This is a genomic window from Streptomyces alboniger (assembly GCF_008704395.1).
GTDB classification, from domain to species: domain Bacteria; phylum Actinomycetota; class Actinomycetes; order Streptomycetales; family Streptomycetaceae; genus Streptomyces; species Streptomyces alboniger.
Genome location: NZ_CP023695.1, coordinates 4,226,024 through 4,246,620 on the forward strand (window position 1 = coordinate 4,226,024; position 20,597 = coordinate 4,246,620).

The 20,597-nt window shown below is 70.2% G+C and carries 17 protein-coding genes; 7 read left to right on the top strand and 10 right to left on the bottom strand.

Translation table 11 applies throughout. From position 1 onward, the window contains the following. Positions 1 to 3 precede the first annotated feature (3 nt). Positions 4 to 786, bottom strand: coding sequence for a mechanosensitive ion channel family protein (locus tag CP975_RS18855; protein WP_055529171.1), 783 nt, complete (start codon positions 784 to 786; stop codon positions 4 to 6). A 170-nt stretch (positions 787 to 956) separates the two neighbouring features. Between CP975_RS18855 and CP975_RS18860 the strand changes: the two genes are divergently transcribed. Beyond that, entirely contained in the window at positions 957 to 1,163 is a 207-nt protein-coding gene (locus CP975_RS18860; protein WP_150477146.1) for a hypothetical protein, read from the top strand. A gap of 39 nt (positions 1,164 to 1,202) precedes the next feature. Here the strand turns inward: CP975_RS18860 and CP975_RS18865 are convergent, their stop codons facing one another. From CP975_RS18865 to CP975_RS18875, 3 genes are all read right to left on the bottom strand, one after another. Continuing rightward, positions 1,203 to 1,544: a hypothetical protein gene (locus CP975_RS18865; RefSeq protein ID WP_150477147.1), complete on the bottom strand. Its 342-nt coding sequence runs from the start codon at positions 1,542 to 1,544 to the stop codon at positions 1,203 to 1,205. Between the two features lie 76 nt (positions 1,545 to 1,620). Then, a complete protein-coding gene (locus CP975_RS18870) occupies positions 1,621 to 2,157 on the bottom strand; it encodes a hypothetical protein (RefSeq protein WP_055529175.1) in 537 nt (178 codons plus the stop codon). 70 nt (positions 2,158 to 2,227) lie between these two features. Next, complete coding sequence (locus CP975_RS18875) at positions 2,228 to 2,677, bottom strand: DoxX family membrane protein (protein ID WP_055529177.1); 450 nt, start codon at positions 2,675 to 2,677, stop codon at positions 2,228 to 2,230. Positions 2,678 to 2,857: 180 nt separating this feature from the next. Here CP975_RS18875 and CP975_RS18880 point away from each other — a divergent pair, with 180 nt between their 5' ends. After that, positions 2,858 to 4,078, top strand: a complete 1,221-nt coding sequence (locus tag CP975_RS18880; protein WP_055529178.1) for an amidohydrolase family protein — start codon at positions 2,858 to 2,860, stop codon at positions 4,076 to 4,078. 33 nt (positions 4,079 to 4,111) lie between these two features. Further along, on the top strand, positions 4,112 to 5,032 hold the full coding sequence (locus tag CP975_RS18885; protein ID WP_055529180.1) for an FkbM family methyltransferase: 921 nt from the start codon (positions 4,112 to 4,114) through the stop codon (positions 5,030 to 5,032). An 85-nt stretch (positions 5,033 to 5,117) separates the two neighbouring features. Here the strand turns inward: CP975_RS18885 and CP975_RS18890 are convergent, their stop codons facing one another. From CP975_RS18890 to CP975_RS18900, 3 genes are all read right to left on the bottom strand, one after another. Continuing rightward, complete coding sequence (locus CP975_RS18890) at positions 5,118 to 5,903, bottom strand: glycosyltransferase family 2 protein (protein ID WP_055529182.1); 786 nt, start codon at positions 5,901 to 5,903, stop codon at positions 5,118 to 5,120. Positions 5,904 to 6,265: 362 nt separating this feature from the next. Beyond that, the gene (locus CP975_RS18895) at positions 6,266 to 10,495 is read right to left on the bottom strand and encodes a WD40 repeat domain-containing protein (RefSeq protein WP_150477148.1); all 4,230 of its coding nucleotides are present in this window, start codon (positions 10,493 to 10,495) and stop codon (positions 6,266 to 6,268) included. Between the two features lie 315 nt (positions 10,496 to 10,810). Next, positions 10,811 to 11,692, bottom strand: coding sequence for a hypothetical protein (locus CP975_RS18900; protein ID WP_246201554.1), 882 nt, complete (start codon positions 11,690 to 11,692; stop codon positions 10,811 to 10,813). Between the two features lie 38 nt (positions 11,693 to 11,730). On the opposite strand from CP975_RS18900, the gene CP975_RS18905 reads away from it, so the two are divergent. Together CP975_RS18905 and CP975_RS18910 are read left to right on the top strand one after the other, a co-directional pair. Next, the gene (locus tag CP975_RS18905) at positions 11,731 to 13,584 is read left to right on the top strand and encodes a toll/interleukin-1 receptor domain-containing protein (RefSeq protein ID WP_055527227.1); all 1,854 of its coding nucleotides are present in this window, start codon (positions 11,731 to 11,733) and stop codon (positions 13,582 to 13,584) included. A 410-nt stretch (positions 13,585 to 13,994) separates the two neighbouring features. Next, entirely contained in the window at positions 13,995 to 14,330 is a 336-nt protein-coding gene (locus CP975_RS18910) for a MerR family transcriptional regulator (RefSeq protein ID WP_055527226.1), read from the top strand. 69 nt (positions 14,331 to 14,399) lie between these two features. Here CP975_RS18910 and CP975_RS18915 read toward each other — a convergent pair whose 3' ends face one another. Further along, positions 14,400 to 15,650 (bottom strand): serine hydrolase domain-containing protein, encoded by a 1,251-nt coding sequence (locus tag CP975_RS18915; protein ID WP_055527224.1) that lies wholly within the window; start codon positions 15,648 to 15,650, stop codon positions 14,400 to 14,402. 1,237 nt (positions 15,651 to 16,887) lie between these two features. After that, positions 16,888 to 17,517: a hypothetical protein gene (locus tag CP975_RS18920; protein ID WP_055527222.1), complete on the bottom strand. Its 630-nt coding sequence runs from the start codon at positions 17,515 to 17,517 to the stop codon at positions 16,888 to 16,890. A 435-nt stretch (positions 17,518 to 17,952) separates the two neighbouring features. On the opposite strand from CP975_RS18920, the gene dcm reads away from it, so the two are divergent. Then, positions 17,953 to 19,932: a DNA (cytosine-5-)-methyltransferase gene (dcm, locus tag CP975_RS18925; protein WP_055527220.1), complete on the top strand. Its 1,980-nt coding sequence runs from the start codon at positions 17,953 to 17,955 to the stop codon at positions 19,930 to 19,932. On the opposite strand, the gene CP975_RS18930 is transcribed toward dcm, so the two are convergent. Beyond that, positions 19,844 to 20,341, bottom strand: coding sequence for a very short patch repair endonuclease (locus CP975_RS18930; RefSeq protein ID WP_150477149.1), 498 nt, complete (start codon positions 20,339 to 20,341; stop codon positions 19,844 to 19,846). The genes dcm and CP975_RS18930 overlap by 89 nt on opposite strands. Positions 20,342 to 20,398: 57 nt before the next feature. Between CP975_RS18930 and CP975_RS18935 the strand changes: the two genes are divergently transcribed. Then, a complete protein-coding gene (locus CP975_RS18935; RefSeq protein WP_055527218.1) occupies positions 20,399 to 20,587 on the top strand; it encodes a hypothetical protein in 189 nt (62 codons plus the stop codon). Positions 20,588 to 20,597 lie beyond the last annotated feature (10 nt).

A 20,597-nucleotide genomic window follows, 5' to 3' on the forward strand; every position in this document is an offset into this window, starting at 1 on the left:
GGATCAGAAGGGGTCGGTGGGTTCCCGTTCCTGGACCGGCTGGTTGGCCAGCGCGTCCTCGCGTCCCGCCTGGTAGGCGCTGACGCCGGTGCGGGCCTTGGCCGTCTCCTGCTCGGCCGTGTGCAGCCAGCGCTCCCAGCGCTCCCGCATCGGCCCGATGAGCCCGCCGCCCACGCCGACGATCAGGATTCCGGCGACCGAGGCGAGCACCGCGTACAGGACGGGCTGGGTGACGGTGGTGGCGATGCCGGCCTGGCCGAGGGCGGCGATCACGCCGAGCGCGACGATGCACGCCCAGACCATCGTGCCGACCGTCTTGCCGTACGAGAGCGCGGCAAGGGCGTTGGTGACGATGTCACGGACCATGTTCGCCACGGCCATGGCCACCACGATCAGGACCACCGCGACGATGCCGCGCGGCAGCCAGGCGACGATGCCGTCGATCATGGTGCTGACCGGGTTAGGGCCGAAGACGCCGAAGCCGAGCTGGAGGGTGATCAGGAGCAGGGCGGCGTAGACCACCTTGCAGATGATCGCCGTCATGTCGTACTTCGACCCGGCGAGCACCCGGGAGGCCCCGGCGCGGTCCGCCAGCTTCTCCGACCCGACCTTTCTCAGGACCCGGTCGAGAACCCGGGTGATCAGCTTCGAGACCATCCAGCCGATCGCCAGGACGACCAGGAACCCGACGAGTTTGGGTACGAACTGGGCGACCTTCGACCAGGCGTCGTTGAGCCCTTGGGTGAAATTCACGGAAAGGGTTATGCCCTCGGACAACTGGGACATGAGTGGTCCTCCACTCGCTGTGGCCCGCGCGCACGGTGGCGGCGGGCGTCTGACTCCCCACGAGCGGGGCTCTTTCAGCGGCGCCCGCTCCTGCGTCCGTGTCTATCACCGGGCCGGATCAGCGGCTCCTCGGGCCGAACCGAACGGATGACGCCGTCGTTGGGCAGGGCATGAGCGACGTACGAAGAAACGTTCTTCCGACTCGGCCGGGCGAGGCGGCCGCCGCTCCTGGAGACGGGGTACCCGGCTCGTCCACCCCCATCTACGACGCGCTCGTACGGCAGTGGCGCGCCCAGTGCCGGGAGGTGCCGCGCCCGCCCACGACGGGCGGGGACTGGGTGCGGGCCGATCCGCAGGATCTGTTCCGGCGCGGCTGACCGGTCGGCCCCGCGCGCGCAAGGCCGGGCGGCCCGGCGTCAGCCGAGGGCGACGGCCAGGACCCCTGACACCACCGCGGCGGTCGCGGCGGACAGCAGCATGACCCGGCCGAGCCCTCGCCACCTTCCGTCCCACAGCAGCCGTACGGCGACGGAATCGTTTCTCCTCGCCGCCCGTACGTGCGCGGACAGCTCGGCGAGCCCCCCGCCGAGGCCACCGTCGCCCAGCCCCCCGCCGCCGAGGCCGTCCGCCTGCCTCAACCGCGCGCACCACTCGCAGTAGTCGAGGCCCGCGTCGGGGTCCACCGGCCAGGGTGTCGCGCCGGTCGCAGCGGGAAGTGCGGGCGTCGGGTCGCGAGGGTCGTCGTCAAAAGCCGCCATGCCGGACCCAACGACTCACAGCGGGACGTCGGAACGTCCGGGTCAGTTTCCCGTACGGCTTTTCACCCGCCAGCGGTCACAGGTGCAGCATGGCCATCACCTCGGGGCTGCGTACGCCGGTCGCCACGCTCGGGACCGGCTCGCCGGGGCGGATCCATCCCGCGTCCTCGGCCGCTTTGACGGCCGCGCTCTCCGCTGCCGCGGCCTCGCCGTTCAGGTCCTCGTCGGCTCCCAGGTGCCCGGCCCCCGCCGCGGCGGCCGCGGCCTGTGAGGCTTCGCGGGCCGCCCGGCTCGCGCGAGCGCAGAACTCGGCCCCGCCGTCGATGAGTTCGGCCATCCGCGAGGCCTGCGCGGCGGCCGCCGCCGCGTTGCGGGCACAGCGCGAGTCCGCGGCCGGGTCGGGCGCGCTCTCGGAGAGCACGGCGAGGGCCTGGGCCGCCACGCGCGCCGCGTGGGCGGCTTTCCACACGGCGTCGGCGTGCTCCGCGCCCCGCTGCTCGGCATAGCGGCAGAGGGCCGCCGCGCGGGCTGCCGCGCTCTCGGCGCGGGCGGCGTGGTTCGCCCTGAGGGCCGCCGCTGTCGGCTCCCGCTCTTCGTGGTCGTGTTCGTTCACCGGCACCTCCGGGTCCGTGGGCAAAGGAGGGAGAGGGGGGCAGAGGCGGGAGAGGGGCGGCCGGCTGCGGTCAGAGGAAGATCCCCAGGGCCGCGTCCAGTGACCACGTCTGCCAGCTCATCGCGAAGAGCGCGACGAGGGAGATCAGCGCCATCATGAGGTTCTGCCCCTGCTCGGCCCAGTCGTGGATCATCAGCACGAGGTAGATCAGATTGAGCGCCAGGCCCGCGACGAGGGCGACCGGCGTGAGGAGGCCGACGATCAGGCCGAGGCCGAGGGCGAGTTCCGCGTAGGCGACGACGTAGGCCATGACCCGCGGCCGCGGCTTCACCACGACGTCGAAGCCGCTGCGCACGAGGGTCCACCGGTGCTTCTCGGCGATGCCCGCCGCCCAGCCGATGCCGCCCCCCTTGAACCACTCCTTCTTGTCCTTGTGGCGCCAGCTCTCAAGCCACCACAGGCCGAGGCCGATCCGGAGCACGGCCAGCCACTCGGCGCCGCCGAGCCACATCGTCTGCATCGAGAGCCCTCCCTCGCATAGCTCTGACGATCCGTCAGTTCAACTGATGTGCACGGGGTTCGCAAGGGGCGGGGCGAGTTCGGGAGGGATGGTTGCCGTCGTCGGGGCCAGCCCATAACCTCAATCTGATGGTCCGTCAGGTTCGCTGTGGCGGAACCGGCGAGCCGTAGGGGGCAAGCAGTGGTCAGCAGCCAGGTCGGCACCAAGGAAATCCCCCGGGTCATCAGCGTGGACGACCACGTGATCGAGCCCGCGCACCTCTTCGAGACGTGGCTCCCGGGCAAGTACCGCGACCGCGGGCCGAAGCCCTTCACCGCGGGCATCGGCGAACTGGCGTACGTCGGCGGGAAGTACAAGTTCACGACGGACCCGGAGGGCCAGACCACCGACTGGTGGGAGTACGAGGGCGACATCTTCCCCTACAAGCGCATCATCGCGGCCGTCGGCTTCTCCCGCGACGAGATGACCCTGGACGGCATCACGCGGGAGCAGATGCGGCGCGGCTGCTGGGACCCCAAGGCGCGCCTCCAGGACATGGACATCAACCACGTCGAGGCCTCGCTCTGCTTCCCCACCTTCCCCCGCTTCTGTGGACAGACCTTCGCCGAGGCCAAGGACAAGGAGGTGGGGCTCGCCTGCGTCCGCGCCTACAACGACTGGATGGTCGAGGAGTGGTGCGGCGACAGCGGGGGCCGGCTGATCCCGCTGTGCCTGATTCCCCTGTGGGACATCGGCCTGGCCGTCGCCGAGATCGAACGGAACGCCGCTCGCGGGGTGCGCGCGGTGACGTTCTCCGAGATCCCGACGTATCTGGGGCTGCCGTCCATCCACTCCGGGTACTGGGACCCGTTCTTCGCGGCCTGCGAGGAGACCGGCACGGTCGTGAACATGCACATCGGGTCCTCCTCGCAGATGCCGGCGGCGTCGCCCGACGCCCCGCCCGCAGTCCAGGCCGCGCTGAGCTTCAACAACGCCATGGCCTCGATGATGGACTTCCTCTTCTCGGGGGTCCTCGTGAAGTTCCCGAGACTCAAACTCGCCTACAGCGAGGGGCAGATGGGGTGGATTCCGTACGCCCTGGAGCGGGCCGACGACGTGTGGGAGGAGCACCGCGCGTGGGGCGGGGTGAAGGATCTGATCCCCGAGCCCCCTTCGACGTACTACTACCGGCAGATCTTCTGCTGCTTCTTCCGCGACAAGCACGGGATCGAGTCGATCGAGACCGTGGGCGTCGACAACGCGACCTTCGAGACGGACTACCCGCACGTCGACTCGACGTGGCCGCACACGAAGCAGGTGGCGCAGGACCATGTCGGCGGCCTGTCGGAAGAGGTCGCGTACAAGCTGCTGCGGGGCAACGCGATCCGGATGCTCGACCTGCCGTTCGACTCTCGGCGTTAGGGTTCGCCTGTTCCCTGCTGGAAAGGCGATCGGATGAGCAACCCCACGACGGAGGCCCTGGTCACACTCGGCCGCGCCTATGTACGGCGAGCCCCAGGGACGCTGTTCAAGAGCGCGCTCGCCGCCCGGTTCCTCAATCCCCGCCTCCGGGATCACCCGCGTCAGCGGGTCGTCGACGTGGCGTGCGGCGCGCGGTTCGCGGTCGACACCCAGGACCTCATCCAGCGCTATCTGTACCTCTTCGGCGTCTGGGAGCCGAACATGACGCGCTGGCTGAGGAGCCGGCTGCGCACCGGTGACGTGCTGGTGGACGTCGGTGCCAACGTGGGAGTGTTCGCCGTCCTCGGCTCGCGGCTCGTCGGCGGCACGGGCCGCGTGGTCGCCGTCGAGGCGTCCCCCGCCTTCCACCGACGGCTGCTGCGGAACGCCGAACTCAACGGCTGCGACAACATCCGCGCCGTCAACGCCGCTGTATCGGACAGCCGCAGGACGCTGACCTTCGTCCTCGCCAGCTCCCAGAACATGGGCGCGAACTCGATCGTTCCCTACGACGGCCCCGCCGAGTCCACCTTCGAGACGGAGGCGCTCACGCTCCCGGAGCTGCTGGAGGCGGACGAGATCGCCCGGGCCCGCGTCATCAAGATCGATGTCGAGGGCGCGGAGGGCGCAGTCGTCCGAGGGCTGAAGCCCGTACTGGACCGGCTCCGCCCGGACGTGGAGATCGCCGTGGAGGTCACGCCCGAGCGCATGGCCCAGCTCGGCGACTCGGTCGACGAACTGCTGGACACCATGCGGGAGCACGGCTTCCACAGCTACCGCCTCGCCAACGACTACGCGCCCGGGAGCTACCCGCGGACGATGAGGAGCCCTTCGGCGCCCGAGCGGTGGCGGGGGCCGGTGGTGGGCGAGACCGAGCTGGTCTTCTCGCGCGTCGACGCCGAGGTGCTGGTGTGACGGCTTGACGGCTTGACGGGCTGACACGGCCGGACGGTCCGGCGGCTTGGCGGCCAGCCGTTGTGCCGGTCAGCCGGTCGGTCGGTCAGCCGGCCAGTCGGTCAGCCGGCCAGTCGGTCTGGGCCGGGTATCGCCACCGGCAGTGCTCCAGAGCCCGTGCCCGCGCCGCGACGACGGCCATACGCGCCTCCCGCTCGGCGGCGTCCGTGTGGGACGGCCTGCTGGTGGCCTGGCCCTCCCACTTGCGGTAGAGGAGCCCCACCTCCGCCGAGAACCAGCCGCGGGCCACGGAGTTCAGCGCCAGCAGCAGGCCCGTGTCCTCGGAGGCGGGCAACGCCATCCAGCCGCCCAGCGCGAGGAGCAGGTCGCGCCGGACGAAGAGCGTCGCCGGGTGGACCTGCGCGCGGTAGTCGTGCGCCACCCAGTAGTCGAGCACGGCGCGGCGCTCGATCGGCCCCTGCCCGGGGTCGCCGGGAAACCCGGCGGTCGAACCGTCGGGCAGCAGGTCGAGCGCGCGGGACGTCGCCCAGCCGAGCGTCGGATCGCTTTCGAGAGCGGCCAGGTCGCGGGCCAGCGCACCGGGCGGAAGCTGGTCGTCGGCGTCCAGGATCTTGACGTACTCGCCGTCCGCGTGGGCGAGCGCCATGGTGCGGGCGACGCCGGGGCCGCCGGGACGCCCCTGGCGGAAGGTGACCCGCTCGTCGTCCGGGACGTGGGGGGCGACCTCGTCCGTCGCGCCGTCCTCCTGGATCACCCAGATCCACTCCCACCCCGCGGGCAACTCCTGTGCGCAGAGGGAGTCGTACGCCTCCGGCAGGAAGCGCGCCGACGGTGCATGGACGGCCGTGACGATGACGATGCGCCGGTTCACGGCTCACCACCTTTCCAAGCCGGCGTTATGCCGGATGCCGGATGTCCTGTCAGGTGCTTGTACTCGCGATATCGGGGAAGGCGGAGAGCTTTACCGCGCAGCCGCCCAAATTCGGGCTACCGGAGCCCGTCGTATCGCGTATCGGAAAAGCGCCTCGCGGCACGGTGATCCCATGAAAGGGCCCGACCGCTGGCGACGGGGGATGCACCAGCGATCGGGCTGCGACCAACAGTAACAAGGCTGCTTCCATGAGGGGAGTCAACTTCCCTGCTGTAATGGGGTGTTGTGAGCGGGATCACGTCGTAAAAGTGTGGTGTTCAACTGCCTTCCGCAATCCAGCTGAACAACCGGTTTTCCGAGCCCTACTCGTCGCATGGCGGCTCGTATGACAGCCGGGGCAGATACTCACGCCACTTTTCCGGTGTCAGAACGCCCCGCGTGGTCGAGCAGACCCGGTCAATCGCCGCGTCGGTGTCGAGGTCCCACATCCGGACGGTGTCGGTGCCGCTCGACACCCCGAGCATGTCGCTCTGCGGACTGAACGTCAGGAAGCTGCCGGTCTTGGCGTTGGGGCTCATCGACTGGCCGATGGCGGTGGCCTCGTCGGGGTCGACGACGTCCCAGAGCCGTACGGTGTTGTCGTTGCCGCCGCTCGCCAGTGTGCTGCCGTCCTGGCTGAACGTCAGCGATACCACCGCGTCCGTGTGGCCCTTGAGGGTGGCGGCCGGCCGGGCCGCCTTGTGCGGATCCGTGAGATTCCAGAGCCGGACCGTGCCGTCGTCGCTGCCGCTGGCCAAAGTGCGGCCGTCCGGGCTGTAGGAGAGCCTGTTGATCGGGCCCAGGTGGCCCGTCAGCGGCCTGCCGAGCGGGGTGGCGCGACGCGGATCGGCCGTGTTCCAGAGCCGGATGGTGCTGTCCGCGCTCCCGCTGGCGAGCCGTCGCCCGGCCTTGTCGAACACCAGGGAGTTGACGTACCCCTTGTGTCCGGTGAGCGGCTTGCCGAGCGGGCGCGGACGGGACGGGGAGCTGACGTTCCACAACTGGATGGTGCGGTCGGTCCGGGGCGTCGCCAGCGTGCGCCCGTCCGGGCTGAAGGCCAGCGCGGCCGCGAACCGCGTGCGCAGCGCGACCGGCGGCCCGTAGGGCGCGGGCCGGGTCGGGTCGGTGACGTTCCACAGCTGGACCGCGCTGTTCGCCGTCAGCACCGCGAGCGTATGCCCGTCGGGGGAGAACGCCGTCGTGCGTACGTCCCCCTTGCCGGCCCTGAACGGCCTGCTCAGCATGACCGGCCTGCCGGGGCGCTCCACGTTCCACAGCCGGATCTTGTCGTCGCGCGCGGCCGTGGCGAGCACCTTCCCGTCGGGGCGGAAGGACCCCGTCCGGCCGATCATGTCCGACGTCGGTATCGACCACAGCCGCACCTTGTTGTCACCGGTCCCGGTGGCGAGGTGACGTCCGTCGGGGCTGAAGCCGAGGGCGTACATCTCCCCGCTGCTCCCGGCGAGGGGCTCGCCGACCTGGGACGGGTGCGCCGGGTCGCTGACGTTCCACAGACTCGCCGTACTGTCCGCGCTGGCTCCCGCGAGCATCGTGCCCGCGGAGTTGAAGGACACGGACCACAAGGGGCCGGTGTGGCCGGTGAGCGGGGCGCCGAGCGGCTTCGCGCGGCGGGGGTCGGTCACGTTCCAGAGCCTGATGGTGTTGTCCGAGCTGCCGCTGGCGAGCGTGTCGCCGTCGGGGCTGAAGGCCACGGAGTGCACCCCGCTCGTGTGCTCCTTCAGCACCTTCCCGACCGGCTTCGGGCGGCGTGGATCCGCCATGTCCCACAACCTGATCGCGCTGTCGTCACCACCGGCCGCCAGTGTCCGCCCGTCGGGGCTGAAGGCCACGGAGCGTACGGCCGCCGTGGACCCGGTCAGGGTGCCGAGCGCCTTCGGCCGGCCCGGATCCGCCACGTTCCACAGGCCGACGGTGTGGTCGTCCTGGGCGGTGGCCAGCGTGCGCCCGTCCGGACTGAAGGCGACGAGGTAGATCGTGCCGCCGCGGCCGGGCAGGGGCGAACCGAGCAGGCGCGGGCGGCTGGGGTCGCGCAGGTCCCAGAGCCGGATCGTGCCGTCGTCCGAGGCGCTGGCGAGGGTCTGCCCGTCCGGACTGAAGACGGCGCTGCTCACCCAGCTCTTGTGGCCGGTGAGGGGCTTGCCCAGGCGCTTGGGGCGGGACGGGTCCGTCACGTCCCAGAGCCGGACCGTCCGGTCGTAGCTGGCCGTGGCCAGGAGGCGCCCGCTCGGGCTGAACGAGGTGAGGTAGACGGCGCCGGTGTGCCCGAGCAGCGGTGTGGCCAGCGGCGCGTTGACGATCGCGAGCAGCCGGTTGCGCGTGGCCGCGTCGTCCGGCCGCATCCGGTGGGCCACCAGATCGAGCTGGGCGGACAGGGAGGGGTCGGTGGGCTGGGCGCGATCGGCCTCGGCGACCACCTGCTGGAACACCGCGTCGTCCCGCTGCCGCCAGGCGACCACCGCCGAGACGACGGCCACCATCGCCAGGACGACCAGCGCCGCCACCGCGCCGCGGGCGATCCAGACCGTACGCTGGCGCAGCTTGGCCGAGGCCGCGAGGAACTCCGCCGCGCTCCGGGTCAGGAACGTGGCCCCGGCGGACTTCGCCCAGGCGCGGGCGTGCTCCAGCCGCGAGCCCCGGTAGAGCAGCGCGTTGTCGCGCTCCGATTCCTCCCAGGCCCTGCCGTCCTCCTCCAGGCGCTGGCGCAGCAGGTGGTCGTTCCGGTCCTCGTCGATCCAGTCGCGCAGCCTCGGCCAGGCGTGCAGCAGCGCCTCGTGCGTGATCTCCACGGTCTCCGCGTCGAGCGTCACCAGGCGGGCGCGGACCAGCGCTTCGAGCGACTCCTCCGTCTTGCCGGGGTCCGTCGACTCCTCCGCCAGCTGGCGCCGGGTGCCCCGCCTGCGGGTGGCCTGGGTGTCCTCGCCCAGCCGGACCAGCCGCAGGAGCAGCAGTCGCGCGGCGGTGCGGGCCGCGGGGTCGAGGTCGGACCAGGCCCGCTCGGCGGTCGCGGCCACCGCCCCTTGGATGCCGCCCGCCGCCCGGTATCCGGCGAGCGTCAGCCTGCCGGTCTTCCGCCGCTGCCAGGTGGCGAGCAGGGCGTGGGAGAGCAGCGGCAGTACTCCCGCGTCGTGCGTCCCGCGCGGGCCGTCGGTGCTCACTTCGCGGACGATCAGCTCGGCGAGTCCCGGTTCGAGTTCGAGGCCGACGGACTTGGCGGGCCCGGTCACCGCCTCGCGCAGCTCCGCGTTGGTCAGCGGCCCGAGCACCATGTGCCGGTGTTGCAGCGCGTCGGCCAGCTCGGGGTAGCCGAGGCACTGCTCGTAGAAGTCGGCGCGTATGCCGAGGACCACGAGTGCGGGAGCGGGGCCACCGGCGGCGGTGGGCGAGCAGGCGGCGTGCAGGAGATGGATGAACGTACGCTGTTCCGCCTCGTCCGAGCAGAGGGTGAAGGCCTCCTCGAACTGATCCACGATGATGACCGGGCGGGCGCGTGGGGGAGCGGGGACGGCGGGGGCTCCGGGGCTGCTGGAGGGGATTTCCGAGGGGGCCTCGTGCCGTGCCGCCCATGCCGTGATGGCCTCGTGCACGGCGCGCGTGAACGCGGGGTGCCCGGCGGAGGTGGCCTCGGAGGCGGAGAGGACGTGCGCGAGTCCGGGGATCTGGCGGGTCAGCTCGTCGAGAGGTGCGTTCCCCGGTACGAGCTGAAGCACGGGCCGGGCCGTGGCGGGGCGGCCTGCGTGGCCCGGGGTGCCGTCGCGAGGGGCGCTCGGGGCGCTCGGGGGGCCCGGTGCGCCCGGTGCATTCAAGCCCTGCGAGCCGTCCGAGCCGTCCGAGCCGGCCGAGCCGTCCGAGGCATCCGACCTCTTCACGCCATCCGAGCCATTCGGAACATTTACGGCATTCAAGGCATGGTCGCTCAACGCCCCGCCGCGCAGCGCGGGAACCAGACCGGCGTTCAAAAGGGAGGACTTCCCCGCGCCCGAAGCGCCCACGAGCATCACCAGGCCGCCCGTCTTCTCCACCGCTCGGAGCTGAGCGACGAGCGCCTTCGTGCTCCGCTCCCGCCCGAAGAACCACCGGGCGTCCTCGCGGCGATACGAGGCGAGTCCCCGATAGGGACACACGGCGGGGGCGGTCGGGGCCTCGGCGGGCGGCTGCCTCTCACCTTCCGCGGCTGCCGCGGAGCGCCCGCTGACCGGGTCGGCGACCGCCCGCTCCCACAGGAGCTGCCACTGGGCCATGTCGTACAGGCCCTCGGACACCGGTGCGGGCGACTCACGGCGCGCTTCGGGGATCAGGACGTGCAGCACCGCCGCGAGGGCGGCGAACTGGGCGGGCACGTTCTTGGCCCGTCGCCAGTCGCTGATCCGCTGGGCGGAGACCCGTACGGGCCGCCCGCGCTCGTCGACCCGTTGCAGCCGGACGACGGCCTCGGCCACGCGCTGGAGGGGCGGGTTGCCGGCTTCCTTGTACAGCAGAGCGAGCCGTTCCGCGAAGGCTGTGCGTGCCCCTGAGTCGGGACTCAAGGCCTCCACCCCTTACTTCCGCCGCGCTCGAACATCCGGACCGGAAAACTCACTTTATACGGCTGACCTGCGGATAACCGGTCCGGACGACTCCGGAACCTCCTCCGCAGAAGCGGTACCTGGCAGGATCTCAACCCAGTAGCGAGCCAACCGCGCAGTGTCAGGGCAGGCCACAAGCTCTGCGCTCGGAGAGGTGACTGATGACGCTGCACATTCTCGGCTGATTTCGGCCGGAGTCACGAAGCGGTGGCGACGACCTCGCCACGCGTGCTCCACCACGCCGGTCAGCCGGACACGTCCGGATCCTTGATCACTTTCCATCGATCACAGACCCGGACCCACCCCGATCCGTGCCGCAACGCCGACGCGACGCGGATCGACCCCGCGTCGTTCGGTACCGGTCCCCACAGGGGAGGGACCGGTGCCGATACGACGTGGCGCGCGCCCCCCACCACGCCCCGCCCGGCGCCCCTCACAAAAGGCGGCACTACCCCTGATCAGCGGGGGGGGGGTGCCCCCAACAGACCCGTCGTCAGGACGTGGGCCCGACTGGTCCGGATGACGTGGGCCCGACTGGTCCGGCGGAGTGAGCGGTCGCTGCCGCGGGCGAGCCGGCGGGGGCAGCGGCGGCCGGGGGACCGGCAGGTCGATCAGGTCGCCCACCTCCGCCACCTGCTGAAGCGTTCGTGCCAGCGAGCGCAGCGCCTGCCGCGTGGCATCCAGCTGGCGTCGCAGCTCGGCGGCCTCCGGCCAGGCCCGCTCGTAGCTCACCGGATCCGTGCCCTCCGGCCGCAGCGCCTCGTACGCCGAGAGCCGTGGATGCCACACCGTCAGCAGAGGCCGCAGCACGCGGTTGAGCGTCACCATCGCCAGCACCCCGAAGGTGAGCCGGCCCGGCGGCACCGGCGGCGCGACGGCCGGGCCGTGCTCGTGCAGGATGCCGCGGGTGACGTCATAGAGGGAGTACAGCGAGGTGAGCGCCTCGCGCAGCACACCCTCGTCCCGCTCCAGCGGAATCACCGCGACCCGGCTGGCCAGCTGGAAGTACAGCTCCCAGGCGGCGACGCGCTCGGCGTCCGCCGGCTCCCACAGGCCCGTCACCTCGCCGACGAACGGGATCGTCAGTTTCGCCGTGACCTGCGAAGGCCCCGTACGCCCCGCGCGCCCCGTACGCCCGCTCCGCGGTGCCTCGCCGGACTGCGTCATGATCGCCTCCCCGCTTCCCCCCAGTAGGGTAAGACACCGTGTGGGACGTCTTCCTCAGCTACAGCCGCAAAGACGCCGGGCACGTCCGCCGGTTCCACGAGGAGCTCATCGCGGCCGGGCTGAAGGTGTTCACGGACGAGTCCGCGGTCGCCGGGTTCGCCGGTATCAGCGAGACCATCCGCCGTGCGCTCGCCAACTCCCGCGTTCTGCTGGCGTACTACTCCCTCGGCTACCCCGAGCGTCCGGCCTGCCAGTGGGAACTGACCACCGCCTTCCTCGCGGGCCTCGGCGAGGGCGACCCGCGCCGCCGGGTCCTTGTGGTCAACCCCGAGCGGGACACCGCGCACATCCACCCGGTGGAGCTGCGCGACAGCAGGCACGGCGAACCGGAGACGCTCGTACCCGACATCCTCGCCCACCTGCGGCAGGTGTCCGGACCCATGCGGCCGGACGTCACCCCTCCGCGCGTACACGGCGAGTTGCCGGCCGCCGTGGGCGAGTTCACCGGGCGGCTGCCCGAACTGTGGCGCCTGCACAGCGCCCTGCACGTCCAGGAGGCCCCCCTCGTCACGGGCCGCACCTCGGCCAGACCCGTGCAGCTGCGCGGCATGCCGGGCATCGGCAAGACCCGGCTCGCACGGGAGTACGCGCTGCGGTTCGGAGCCGCGTTCCCCGGCGGCGTGCACTGGGCACGGGCCGCCGCGCCGCATCCGCCGCGGACACCCGACGGCCCGTGTCTGTACGTGGTGGACGACGTGCCCCACGGCCTGCCGCCCCGCGCCGTCACCGACCTCACCGCCCCGCACCCCCTGGTCCGCACCCTGCTGATCACCCGCAGCCGCGCCTACGGGGGACACGGCGAGCACCTCGACCTGGAACCGCTCCCCCAAGCTGCGGCCGCCGCCCTCGCGGGCGCCCCCGAGATCGTCGACGCCGCCGCCGGGCACCCCGGGGCACTCGGACTGCTCGGCCGTGCGGTGGGCGCCGGGCAGAACCCCGCGGCCCTGGCCAACCGGCTGTACGAACCCGGCCGTTCCCTGCTCGACATCCTCGCCGGCGACGAACTCACGGCCGACCACGTGCGGGACGCCCTGACCGCACCCGCCGAGGCCCAGGACGTGCTGCGCTGCGCCCTCGCCCTGTCGCCCCTGCCGGTCACCGCCGAGACCGCCGCCACCGTCCTCGCCGCGGCCGACCGGCTGCCGCGTGCCGTCGCGCTGCGCCGGGCCCGCTCCGGCCTGGCCGAACTGACCGCCCGCGGCCTGCTCACGCCCGCCCCGCACCTCCTGCACCCGGTCACGGCCCACTCCTGGCTCCACCACGAAGGCGACTCGGCCCGCGCGGAGACCCTGCGCCGTGCGGTCCTCTCCAGCCTCGGAGCCACGGCCACTACGCTGGACAACCCCGGACCGCCGGTCCCCGGCGTACGGAAGGAGAGCGTGCCGATGACGGTCAGCGAAGCCGAGCGGATGGCCGCCTTCGACCTCCAGGTCGAGCTGGTGAGCCGCATCGGCATCCAGCAACTCCCCGCCGACGGCGGCAGTCTGCGCGAGGCGCTCACCTCCCTGAACAGCCTCTTCCCGTTCACCCGCGACACGCTGCACCGCTACAGCATCGGCTTGAGGCCGAGCACGGGCCCCTCCGTCCAGTCGGTGGCGGACCAGCTCCTGAACGGGATCCTCCGCCCCTTCATGACCCGCTGGCACCCCCTGCTCATGGCCTGGGAGGCCCACCGCCCGCCGCACACGAGCGCGCTGGACCACGAGCGCACCTGGGACCGCGCCGAAAGCTTCCGCGCGGACCTGAACGCCCTGCACGAGCCACTTCGAGGCGTGGCGGCTTCCCTGGCGGCCATCTCGGGGGCGGACTTCGGGGTCTCGACGGAGGTCTGACCTCGGGACGGCTCCGTGTTCCTGCCCATGGACGATTACCTCACCCTGGAACGCTCGGAAATCTACCTTGGCTGAAGTAGACATTCGGTGGTCGTGTAGCTATGGTTTTCCCGTAGCCGAGATCGAGCGAGATCGAGCAAGGCCCGGCAGACACGAACTGCCGGGCAGCAGTTCACGTCTGTTCAAGTCAGTTCGAGTAGCAGTAGTACAGGTAGAAGCAGTACAGCTAGACCCGCGATTCACCGCATGACCATTCGCTCCCGGGTGGCCATGCGGATGCGGAGGCCGGCGCGGCACTAGGCCGGCAGACGGTATAGCAGTTCCTAGGGGCCCGGGTGCCAGTACGGCACCCGGGCCCCTCGACGTGTTCCCCCTCTTACCCCTCTTACCCTCTTGCCCAGTGAGGCGCGATGACAGCAGGCGATTCCTTCGACCGCCTCGATGACGACGACTACCCCGCCTACACGATGGGCCGGGCCGCCGCCATGCTCGGCACCACCCAGAGCTTCCTGCGCTCCATCGGGGAAGCCCGCCTGGTCACCCCGCTCCGGTCCGAGGGCGGCCACCGCCGCTACTCCCGCTACCAGCTGCGCATCGCCGCCCGCGCCCGGGAACTCGTCGACCAGGGCACCCCCATCGAGGCCGCCTGCCGCATCATCATCCTGGAAGACCAGCTCGAAGAAGCCCAGCGCATCAACGCCGAATACCGCCGCGCGGCCGAGGCGACACCGACGGCCGCGGGCTGAGGAAGACCTGAGCAAAGGCCCGAGCAAAGTCCTGGGGAAAGGGCTCAGGGGAGCCGAGGAGGGCGCGGCTCAGCGGCACAGGGCCGTCTCCACGACACGATCGACCCGCGCCCTGGACGCCGCGTCGGACAGCTGCATGGTCACCGCGACGTTGGCGGCGCGGCCGTCGTCGGTGGCCCCGCCCCGGGTCTCGTACCCCGGGAAGCTGCCGCCGTGCCCCCAGTAGAGGCCGCCGTCGCCGCAGGGCAGCGGCTTGCTCACGAGCCCCAGTCCGTAGCGGGCGCCGGGGCCGAAGGTCTCGTCGGCGGGGAGGGTCGCGGCGCGCATCTGGGCGAGCTGGGTCTCCGGGAGGAGCCTGCCGTCCAGGAGCGCGGTGAAGAAGCGGTTGAGGTCGGAGTTGGTGGAGATCAACTGCCCCGCTGCCCAGCCCCAGGAGGGGTCGATCTCCGTGATGTCACGCAGTGGCCCGCGCGCCGAGTCCCGGTAGTAGCCCTTGGGATGGGGCCCTCGGATGGTCGCGTCGCCGGGTGCGGGGAAGTAGGTGTGGCGCAGCCCGATGCGCTTGATGATGCGCCGGTCCATCTCCTCGGCGAGGGGCCGGCCGGTGACCTCTTCGACGATGAGCCCGGCCAGTACGTAGTTGGTGTTGCTGTACTCCCACTTCTTCCCGGGGTCGAAGCGGGCCTTGTGCTGGAGCGCGAGGTCGAGGAGCTCGCGGGGATCGTAATAACGGGCGTCGTCGCCGAGGTAGTTGCTGTAGTTGGGAAGCCCGCTGGTCTGCTGGAGAAGCTGCCGGACGGTGATGTGGCGTCCATCGATCCCCTCCCCGCGTACGACGCCCCGCAGATAGGTGTCGACCGAGGCGTCGAGGCGGATCTTGCCTTCCCCGACCAGTTGCAGCACGACCACGGCGGTGAACGTCTTGGTGTTGCTGCCGATCCGCACCTGCCCGTCCCTGGGCACCTTCGACCCGGTGGCGAGATCGCCGACGCCCGCGGTATAGCTACGACCACCCCCCTCCCAACCCTTCCACCCCTCCAGACCCTCCCGGCCCTGCACGCTCGCCAGCGCGGCGGGGGGCGGGTCGTCGGAACGCATGAGCGCGTTCAGGCCCTGCTGGACGGCGTCCGCGTCGGTGGCGGAAAGCGCCGGGGCCGGCGTGGGGGCGGCGAACGCGACGGACGGCGCGTGGACACCGCCCGCCACGACGCCCATAGTCACGAGACTCACGACCCCCGCGGCCACCGCGCCTCTACGCCGCCCGCGCTGCCGCTGCCGCTGCCCGGACGAACGGAACCTCTGCCACGCCTGCTTACGCACGAGCCAACTCCTAGGGAATCAACGGGATGGTGGGGACACCAGCGATACGTGCGCCCCGGACCCAGCATTTCCGGATACGACCGCCCGGGGCGATCCCGCTATCCCGCCCGCTCCAGGTGGGGCTAACCCCAGGTGACTGATCGGCGTTCGATTACCTAAGCCTCGAACACACGAAAACCTATGCCAGCCGAGGTAGACATTGGGTGCTGGTGTGGTTATGGTTTCTCTCGTAACCCAGAGAGACCGCAGGGCCTGGCAGAGACGAACTGCCAGGCAGCAGTACCCGCAGTTGCAGTGCGCAGTACGCAGGACGGTGCGGTGGTGGAGTTCCGAAGCCAGGGTTGTCGCAGGACGGCGACGGGGCTGACGACCGGACCGGGTGGCCCGCAGTGATCAGGGGCCGCCACAAGCAGTACCAGCAGTACGCAGTACTCCCGTGAAATAGCTAGTTGATCACCGAGGGAAGAACGGAGGGGCCAAGCGCCATCAGGATCGCCCAGGCGGAAGTCTCAAGCCTGGGTACCGCAGGACATCGATAGTGAGGTGGTCTCCGGTCAAGCAACCGCGATCCCCGCACCCCCGACCGCACCTCGGCCGGGCCTGCGGATACAGAAGGCCGACGCGGTAGAGGGTCGGCAGATGGTGTAGCAGTTCCTTCGGGGCCCTGGTGTCACACGACACCAGGGCCCCTCCATGCGTCGGCCCGCTGAGCCTCGCCCGGGAGGCCGGCGGCACCGGCTGCGAGATCACGGCTCAGAAGCCGCCCTCTCCGCTCTCCGGATTTCTCCGAAACGACCACCGGAAACAACTCAGGGCCACCAACTCGCGTGAGTCGATGGCCCTGACCTGGTACTTCAGCTGTCGGGGTGGCGGGATTTGAACCCACGACCTCTTCGTCCCGAATGAGGTTCGAGCAAGATCGCTACCGGGCTGAATAGGAATCTGTGCTGGTCAGGGGCTTAGGGTTGGGTGGTTTCGAGTGGCCTCAACGGGTCTCCGAGAGAAGATCATCTCCCAGATTTCTCCCAGACGGCGGCGTGGCAGCCGGGCAGCCTCAGCTGCAGACCGCGTTGCGTGGGCGAATTTGCGCGACGTACGGCATGTGGGCTGACGGGACGCATGACCTGACGGGCGCTCGCCATGTGCAGGCATCCGTCGGGGCGTCCCTGGCCCGATCTGTGGGCCGATCCCAAGTAATCGGCTGAGACGGTCAGCTGTGGGTTCAGCCGCTTCTCCCTCAGCAGTCGTTGACCCGCTCGAGTTCTTCCTCGAGCCCTTCGACCCACGTCGGTTGTGGCAGGGCGTCGAAGGCTTGCCGGTGCTCCAAGATCGACTGACCGAGGGCATGGAAGGCGGTCACCGACCTGGCGTACAGGTACCACCGGCCCCACTGCTGGCCGATTCCGCAGCCGGTACGTTCCGCGAGTTCGGCTATCAGGGTGGCGCGCTCTGCGTCGGGCACGAGGCCCACCATCGGGTACTTGGCGTGGTGCCGGTGATCGAGCCCGCTGGAACAGGAGTAGAAGGTGGCGGTCCGGGCCGCACTGAGAGCAAGACTCGCGCCGGCCACTCCGATGTCGTTCCAGTGGAAGACCGACATGAGTTCGGCGAACCCCACGCCATCCTCCTCGTGGAGCGCGTCGAGGATCTCCTCGATGCCGTCCGGCGCGCTCGAACGGGCAGCCCGCTCAAGGATCTCGGCCTCCTCGGCGAGGCACGCCGCGGCCTCCTGCCAGCTGGGCAGGCCGAGGCATTGGTAGTCGTGGTGCTCGACGAATCCAGAGGCCACATCCTCAGCGGTCAACTCGGTTCGTAACTCGACCAGTTCGTAGTGACGGCTGATCTCTACCTCGAACTCGGGAACCATGCGCTAATCATGTCGGAGAGGCTGGCGACGTGGATCCCTTTGTCGTGATTCTCGGCTGGGGCGGCCAACAATCGGCTCATGGCGTCCTGACTGACGCGGCCGTGCGGCCTGACGCGTGACTGCCAGCGGTGCCGCTCGTCGACAGTGGCTCGAACGTGTCTTCAGACCCGCCGGATCGTTGAGCCAGATACCGCACCTGACTGGGTCCGGTATGGCGCTGCTACGGCTGTCCTCTAAGATTGCGTCGGCATCGCACCAGAACATCGTTTCGAGGCGGAGGGCCGGAAGTCCTGTGGACGCGCCGGGGTGCCTGGCGGGACGACGCGAGCGGATCGCGGACATCTCCCGTGGTCAGCATGGTGGAATCCTTGCCTCCACCAGCGCGTCCGTGATCTCCTGGTGCTCGTTGTTCTCGCTGGTGTGGAGGTGCGTGCTGTGCAGGGTGGGCACTACGGCGTACCCCTTGAGCGAAGCGACTACCTGAAGCTCACGCGCAACAGGAACAGCTGTAAGCCCGAGCGCTTCGCCAAGTGGCTTGAAGGATTCGGGAGCGGAAAGCGGCTCGCTGTCGACCTCTTCTCGGGAGCAGGTGGGCTGAGTCTCGGACTCCAGCGCGCCGGCTGGACAGTCGCGGCCGCGGTTGACTTCGATGAACGGGCCTTGGAGACGCACGCCGCGAACTTCCCCGGCATGAGCCTGCACATGGACCTGGGCAACCCCGACGAGCGCGACCGGCTCGAGCAGGTGTTGGAACCGGCCAAGGGGAAGATCGATCTGGTGGCGGGAGGCCCGCCCTGCCAGCCGTTCAGCAGGGCGGGACGCAGCAAGATCCGGAACCTCGTCGAGTATCACGGGCGGGATCCCCACGACCGCCGCAAGGAGCTGTGGAGCGCCTACCTTGATGTGGTCAGGCGGCTGGAACCTCGTGCCGTCCTGATGGAGAACGTGCCCGACATGGGGCTGGGCGACGACTTCTTCGTGGTGCGCACGATCGAGCAGCAGCTGGAGGAGTTGGGCTACGCGACTCAGGTGCGCCTCGTCGATGCCTGGCGCTACGGAGTCCCGCAGCATCGCAAGCGGCTGATCCTGCTGGCCAGGAAGGACGTGGACAAGTTCGAGTGGCGGCAGGAGCTGGCGGAGGAGGACCGCACCACGCTGCGGGACGCCATCGGTGACCTGCCCGAACTTCCTGTCGTGCCCACGGAACGGGTCGGCGACCGTGAGTGGGCGTATTCCGCCGATCCCTCGGAACTCTCCTCGTTCGCGACGGACATGCGCAAGTGGGCGCGACGGGGCGTCGTCTTCGACCACATGACCCGGCGGGTCCGGAAGGACGACTGGGAGATCTTCGATGGGATGGACTCCAGGACCCTGTACTCGGAGATCTCCCCGGAGCTGCAGCGCTACGACGTCAAGCACTTCACGGACAAGTACAAGAAGCTCGGCTGGGGCGAACTCAGCAGGTCGATCACGGCCCACATCGCCAAGGACGGCTACTGGTACATCCACCCGGACCAGAACCGCACGCTGACCGTGCGCGAGGCGGCGCGGGTGCAGACGTTCCCCGACCGGTTCAGGTTCGCAGGAACGCGCAGTGACGCGTTCCGCCAGATCGGAAACGCCGTTCCTCCTCTGCTGGGCCAGGCCGCAGCCGAGGTTCTGTGGCCCACGGACCAGGGGCTGGCGGAGGGGGCGCTGCAGCCTCACTGGCGCACGGTGCGTAGGGAGCTGACCCTTTGGGCGGAGCGGCAACGCGAGGGAGACGAGTGGTACCAGCTTCCGAAGCTGTCCCCTCTGCACGCGGCGGTCGTGGCCATACTGTCCGGGACCAGAGTGCAGCCCGCCCAGATGTACAAAATGGTCGAGACGATCCGGGAACGCAGCTCCCTGACCAAGAACGCTTTCCTAGCCCTTCTTGAGGCCGCTCCCACCGACGCTGCTCGTGCGCGCGTAGACAGGCTGTCCGTGGTCGTGGGCAAGTCACGTGTGTGGCAGCAGCCGGAAGAAGTTCCTGGACACCTGGGGATGAAGCCTGGTGAACAGCGTCTCTACCAGCTGCTGACCGACAACGACCTCCTCTGGATCGGACAGGGTGCGCTCCGCGTCGCCGCTCGTCTCAACGGCAGCGAATCGGATCGCACGAACAAGCTCAGCGACGGACGGGTGGACCTCGTGAAGCTGGTCGGTGCCGGGGAGGAGGCGCCCCTGCGGATGGCTGCCCTGCGCCTGATCGGGGACACGCTGTGCCTGGCTCGGCAGCCACTCTGCGAACGATGCCCTCTGAGTGCGTTCTGCGCCAGCAGGGACGAGGTCTCGGGTGATCTGTTCAGTGACGCGGTGAGCGGGACCCACGGCCGGGCGGCGGTTCCTGCCCAGACCGGCGATCCTGAGCGGCGCACCGCAACGCGACGTTGAGCGCCGCCCGTTCGACGTCGCTCCGGACCTCGCACTCCCACACCCGGACAACGGCCCATCCTGCGGCTTCCGCCGCCTCGGTGTTCCGACGGTCCCGTTCCTTGTTCATCTCGATCTTCTGCTGCCACAGGGCGGCGTTGGGGCCTCGGAACACCTTGGGCCCGTGCACGGGACACCCGTGCCAGAAGCATCCGTCGACGAACACGGCAACGCCGTACCGAGGCAGGACGAAGTCGGCCGTGCAACGAGGGGTCACCTTGCGCTGAAGCCGGAACCGGAGCCCCTGCCGGTGAACGGCCCTTCGGAGGGCCACCTCGGGCGTGGTGTCACGTGCGCGACGTCCGCGGAGGTGCTCGCCCTTCGCCGTGCTGACCCAGTTTCCGCCTGCTGCGCTGCTGCTCTGTGCCATCCCCGTGGTTCCAGCCCGTCCGCGACGTCCCGGCAATGAGGGTGCCACACTCTGCTCATGCTCCGGGAAGCAGCTGAACTCCGTATCGACGGCCAAGGTCGTGTCGAACTCCCTCTAGGGCTGCTCGCCGAGGCCGGTCTCGCACCGGGCGCCGGCCTCGTGGCGTCCAGTGACGGGGACGGCAGGATCGTCCTCCGCCGGGCGGAGGACGCCATGCGGGACCTGGTCGAACGGGGGCGGCTCTGACGAGCGGGGC

Bases quoted from the DNA above. Each gene is read 5' to 3' on its own strand.
- CP975_RS18885 (WP_055529180.1), top strand. From the start codon at position 4,112: ATGAGCAACCCCACGACGGAGGCCCTGGTCACACTCGGCCGCGCCTAT.
- CP975_RS18855 (WP_055529171.1), bottom strand. From the start codon at position 786: ATGTCCCAGTTGTCCGAGGGCATAACCCTTTCCGTGAATTTCACCCAA.
- CP975_RS18860 (WP_150477146.1), top strand. From the start codon at position 957: ATGAGCGACGTACGAAGAAACGTTCTTCCGACTCGGCCGGGCGAGGCG.
- CP975_RS18900 (WP_246201554.1), bottom strand. From the start codon at position 11,692: ATGACGCAGTCCGGCGAGGCACCGCGGAGCGGGCGTACGGGGCGCGCG.
- CP975_RS18875 (WP_055529177.1), bottom strand. From the start codon at position 2,677: ATGCAGACGATGTGGCTCGGCGGCGCCGAGTGGCTGGCCGTGCTCCGG.
- CP975_RS18865 (WP_150477147.1), bottom strand. From the start codon at position 1,544: ATGGCGGCTTTTGACGACGACCCTCGCGACCCGACGCCCGCACTTCCC.
- CP975_RS18935 (WP_055527218.1), top strand. From the start codon at position 20,399: ATGCTCCGGGAAGCAGCTGAACTCCGTATCGACGGCCAAGGTCGTGTC.
- CP975_RS18930 (WP_150477149.1), bottom strand. From the start codon at position 20,341: ATGGCACAGAGCAGCAGCGCAGCAGGCGGAAACTGGGTCAGCACGGCG.
- CP975_RS18920 (WP_055527222.1), bottom strand. From the start codon at position 17,517: ATGGTTCCCGAGTTCGAGGTAGAGATCAGCCGTCACTACGAACTGGTC.
- CP975_RS18910 (WP_055527226.1), top strand. From the start codon at position 13,995: ATGACAGCAGGCGATTCCTTCGACCGCCTCGATGACGACGACTACCCC.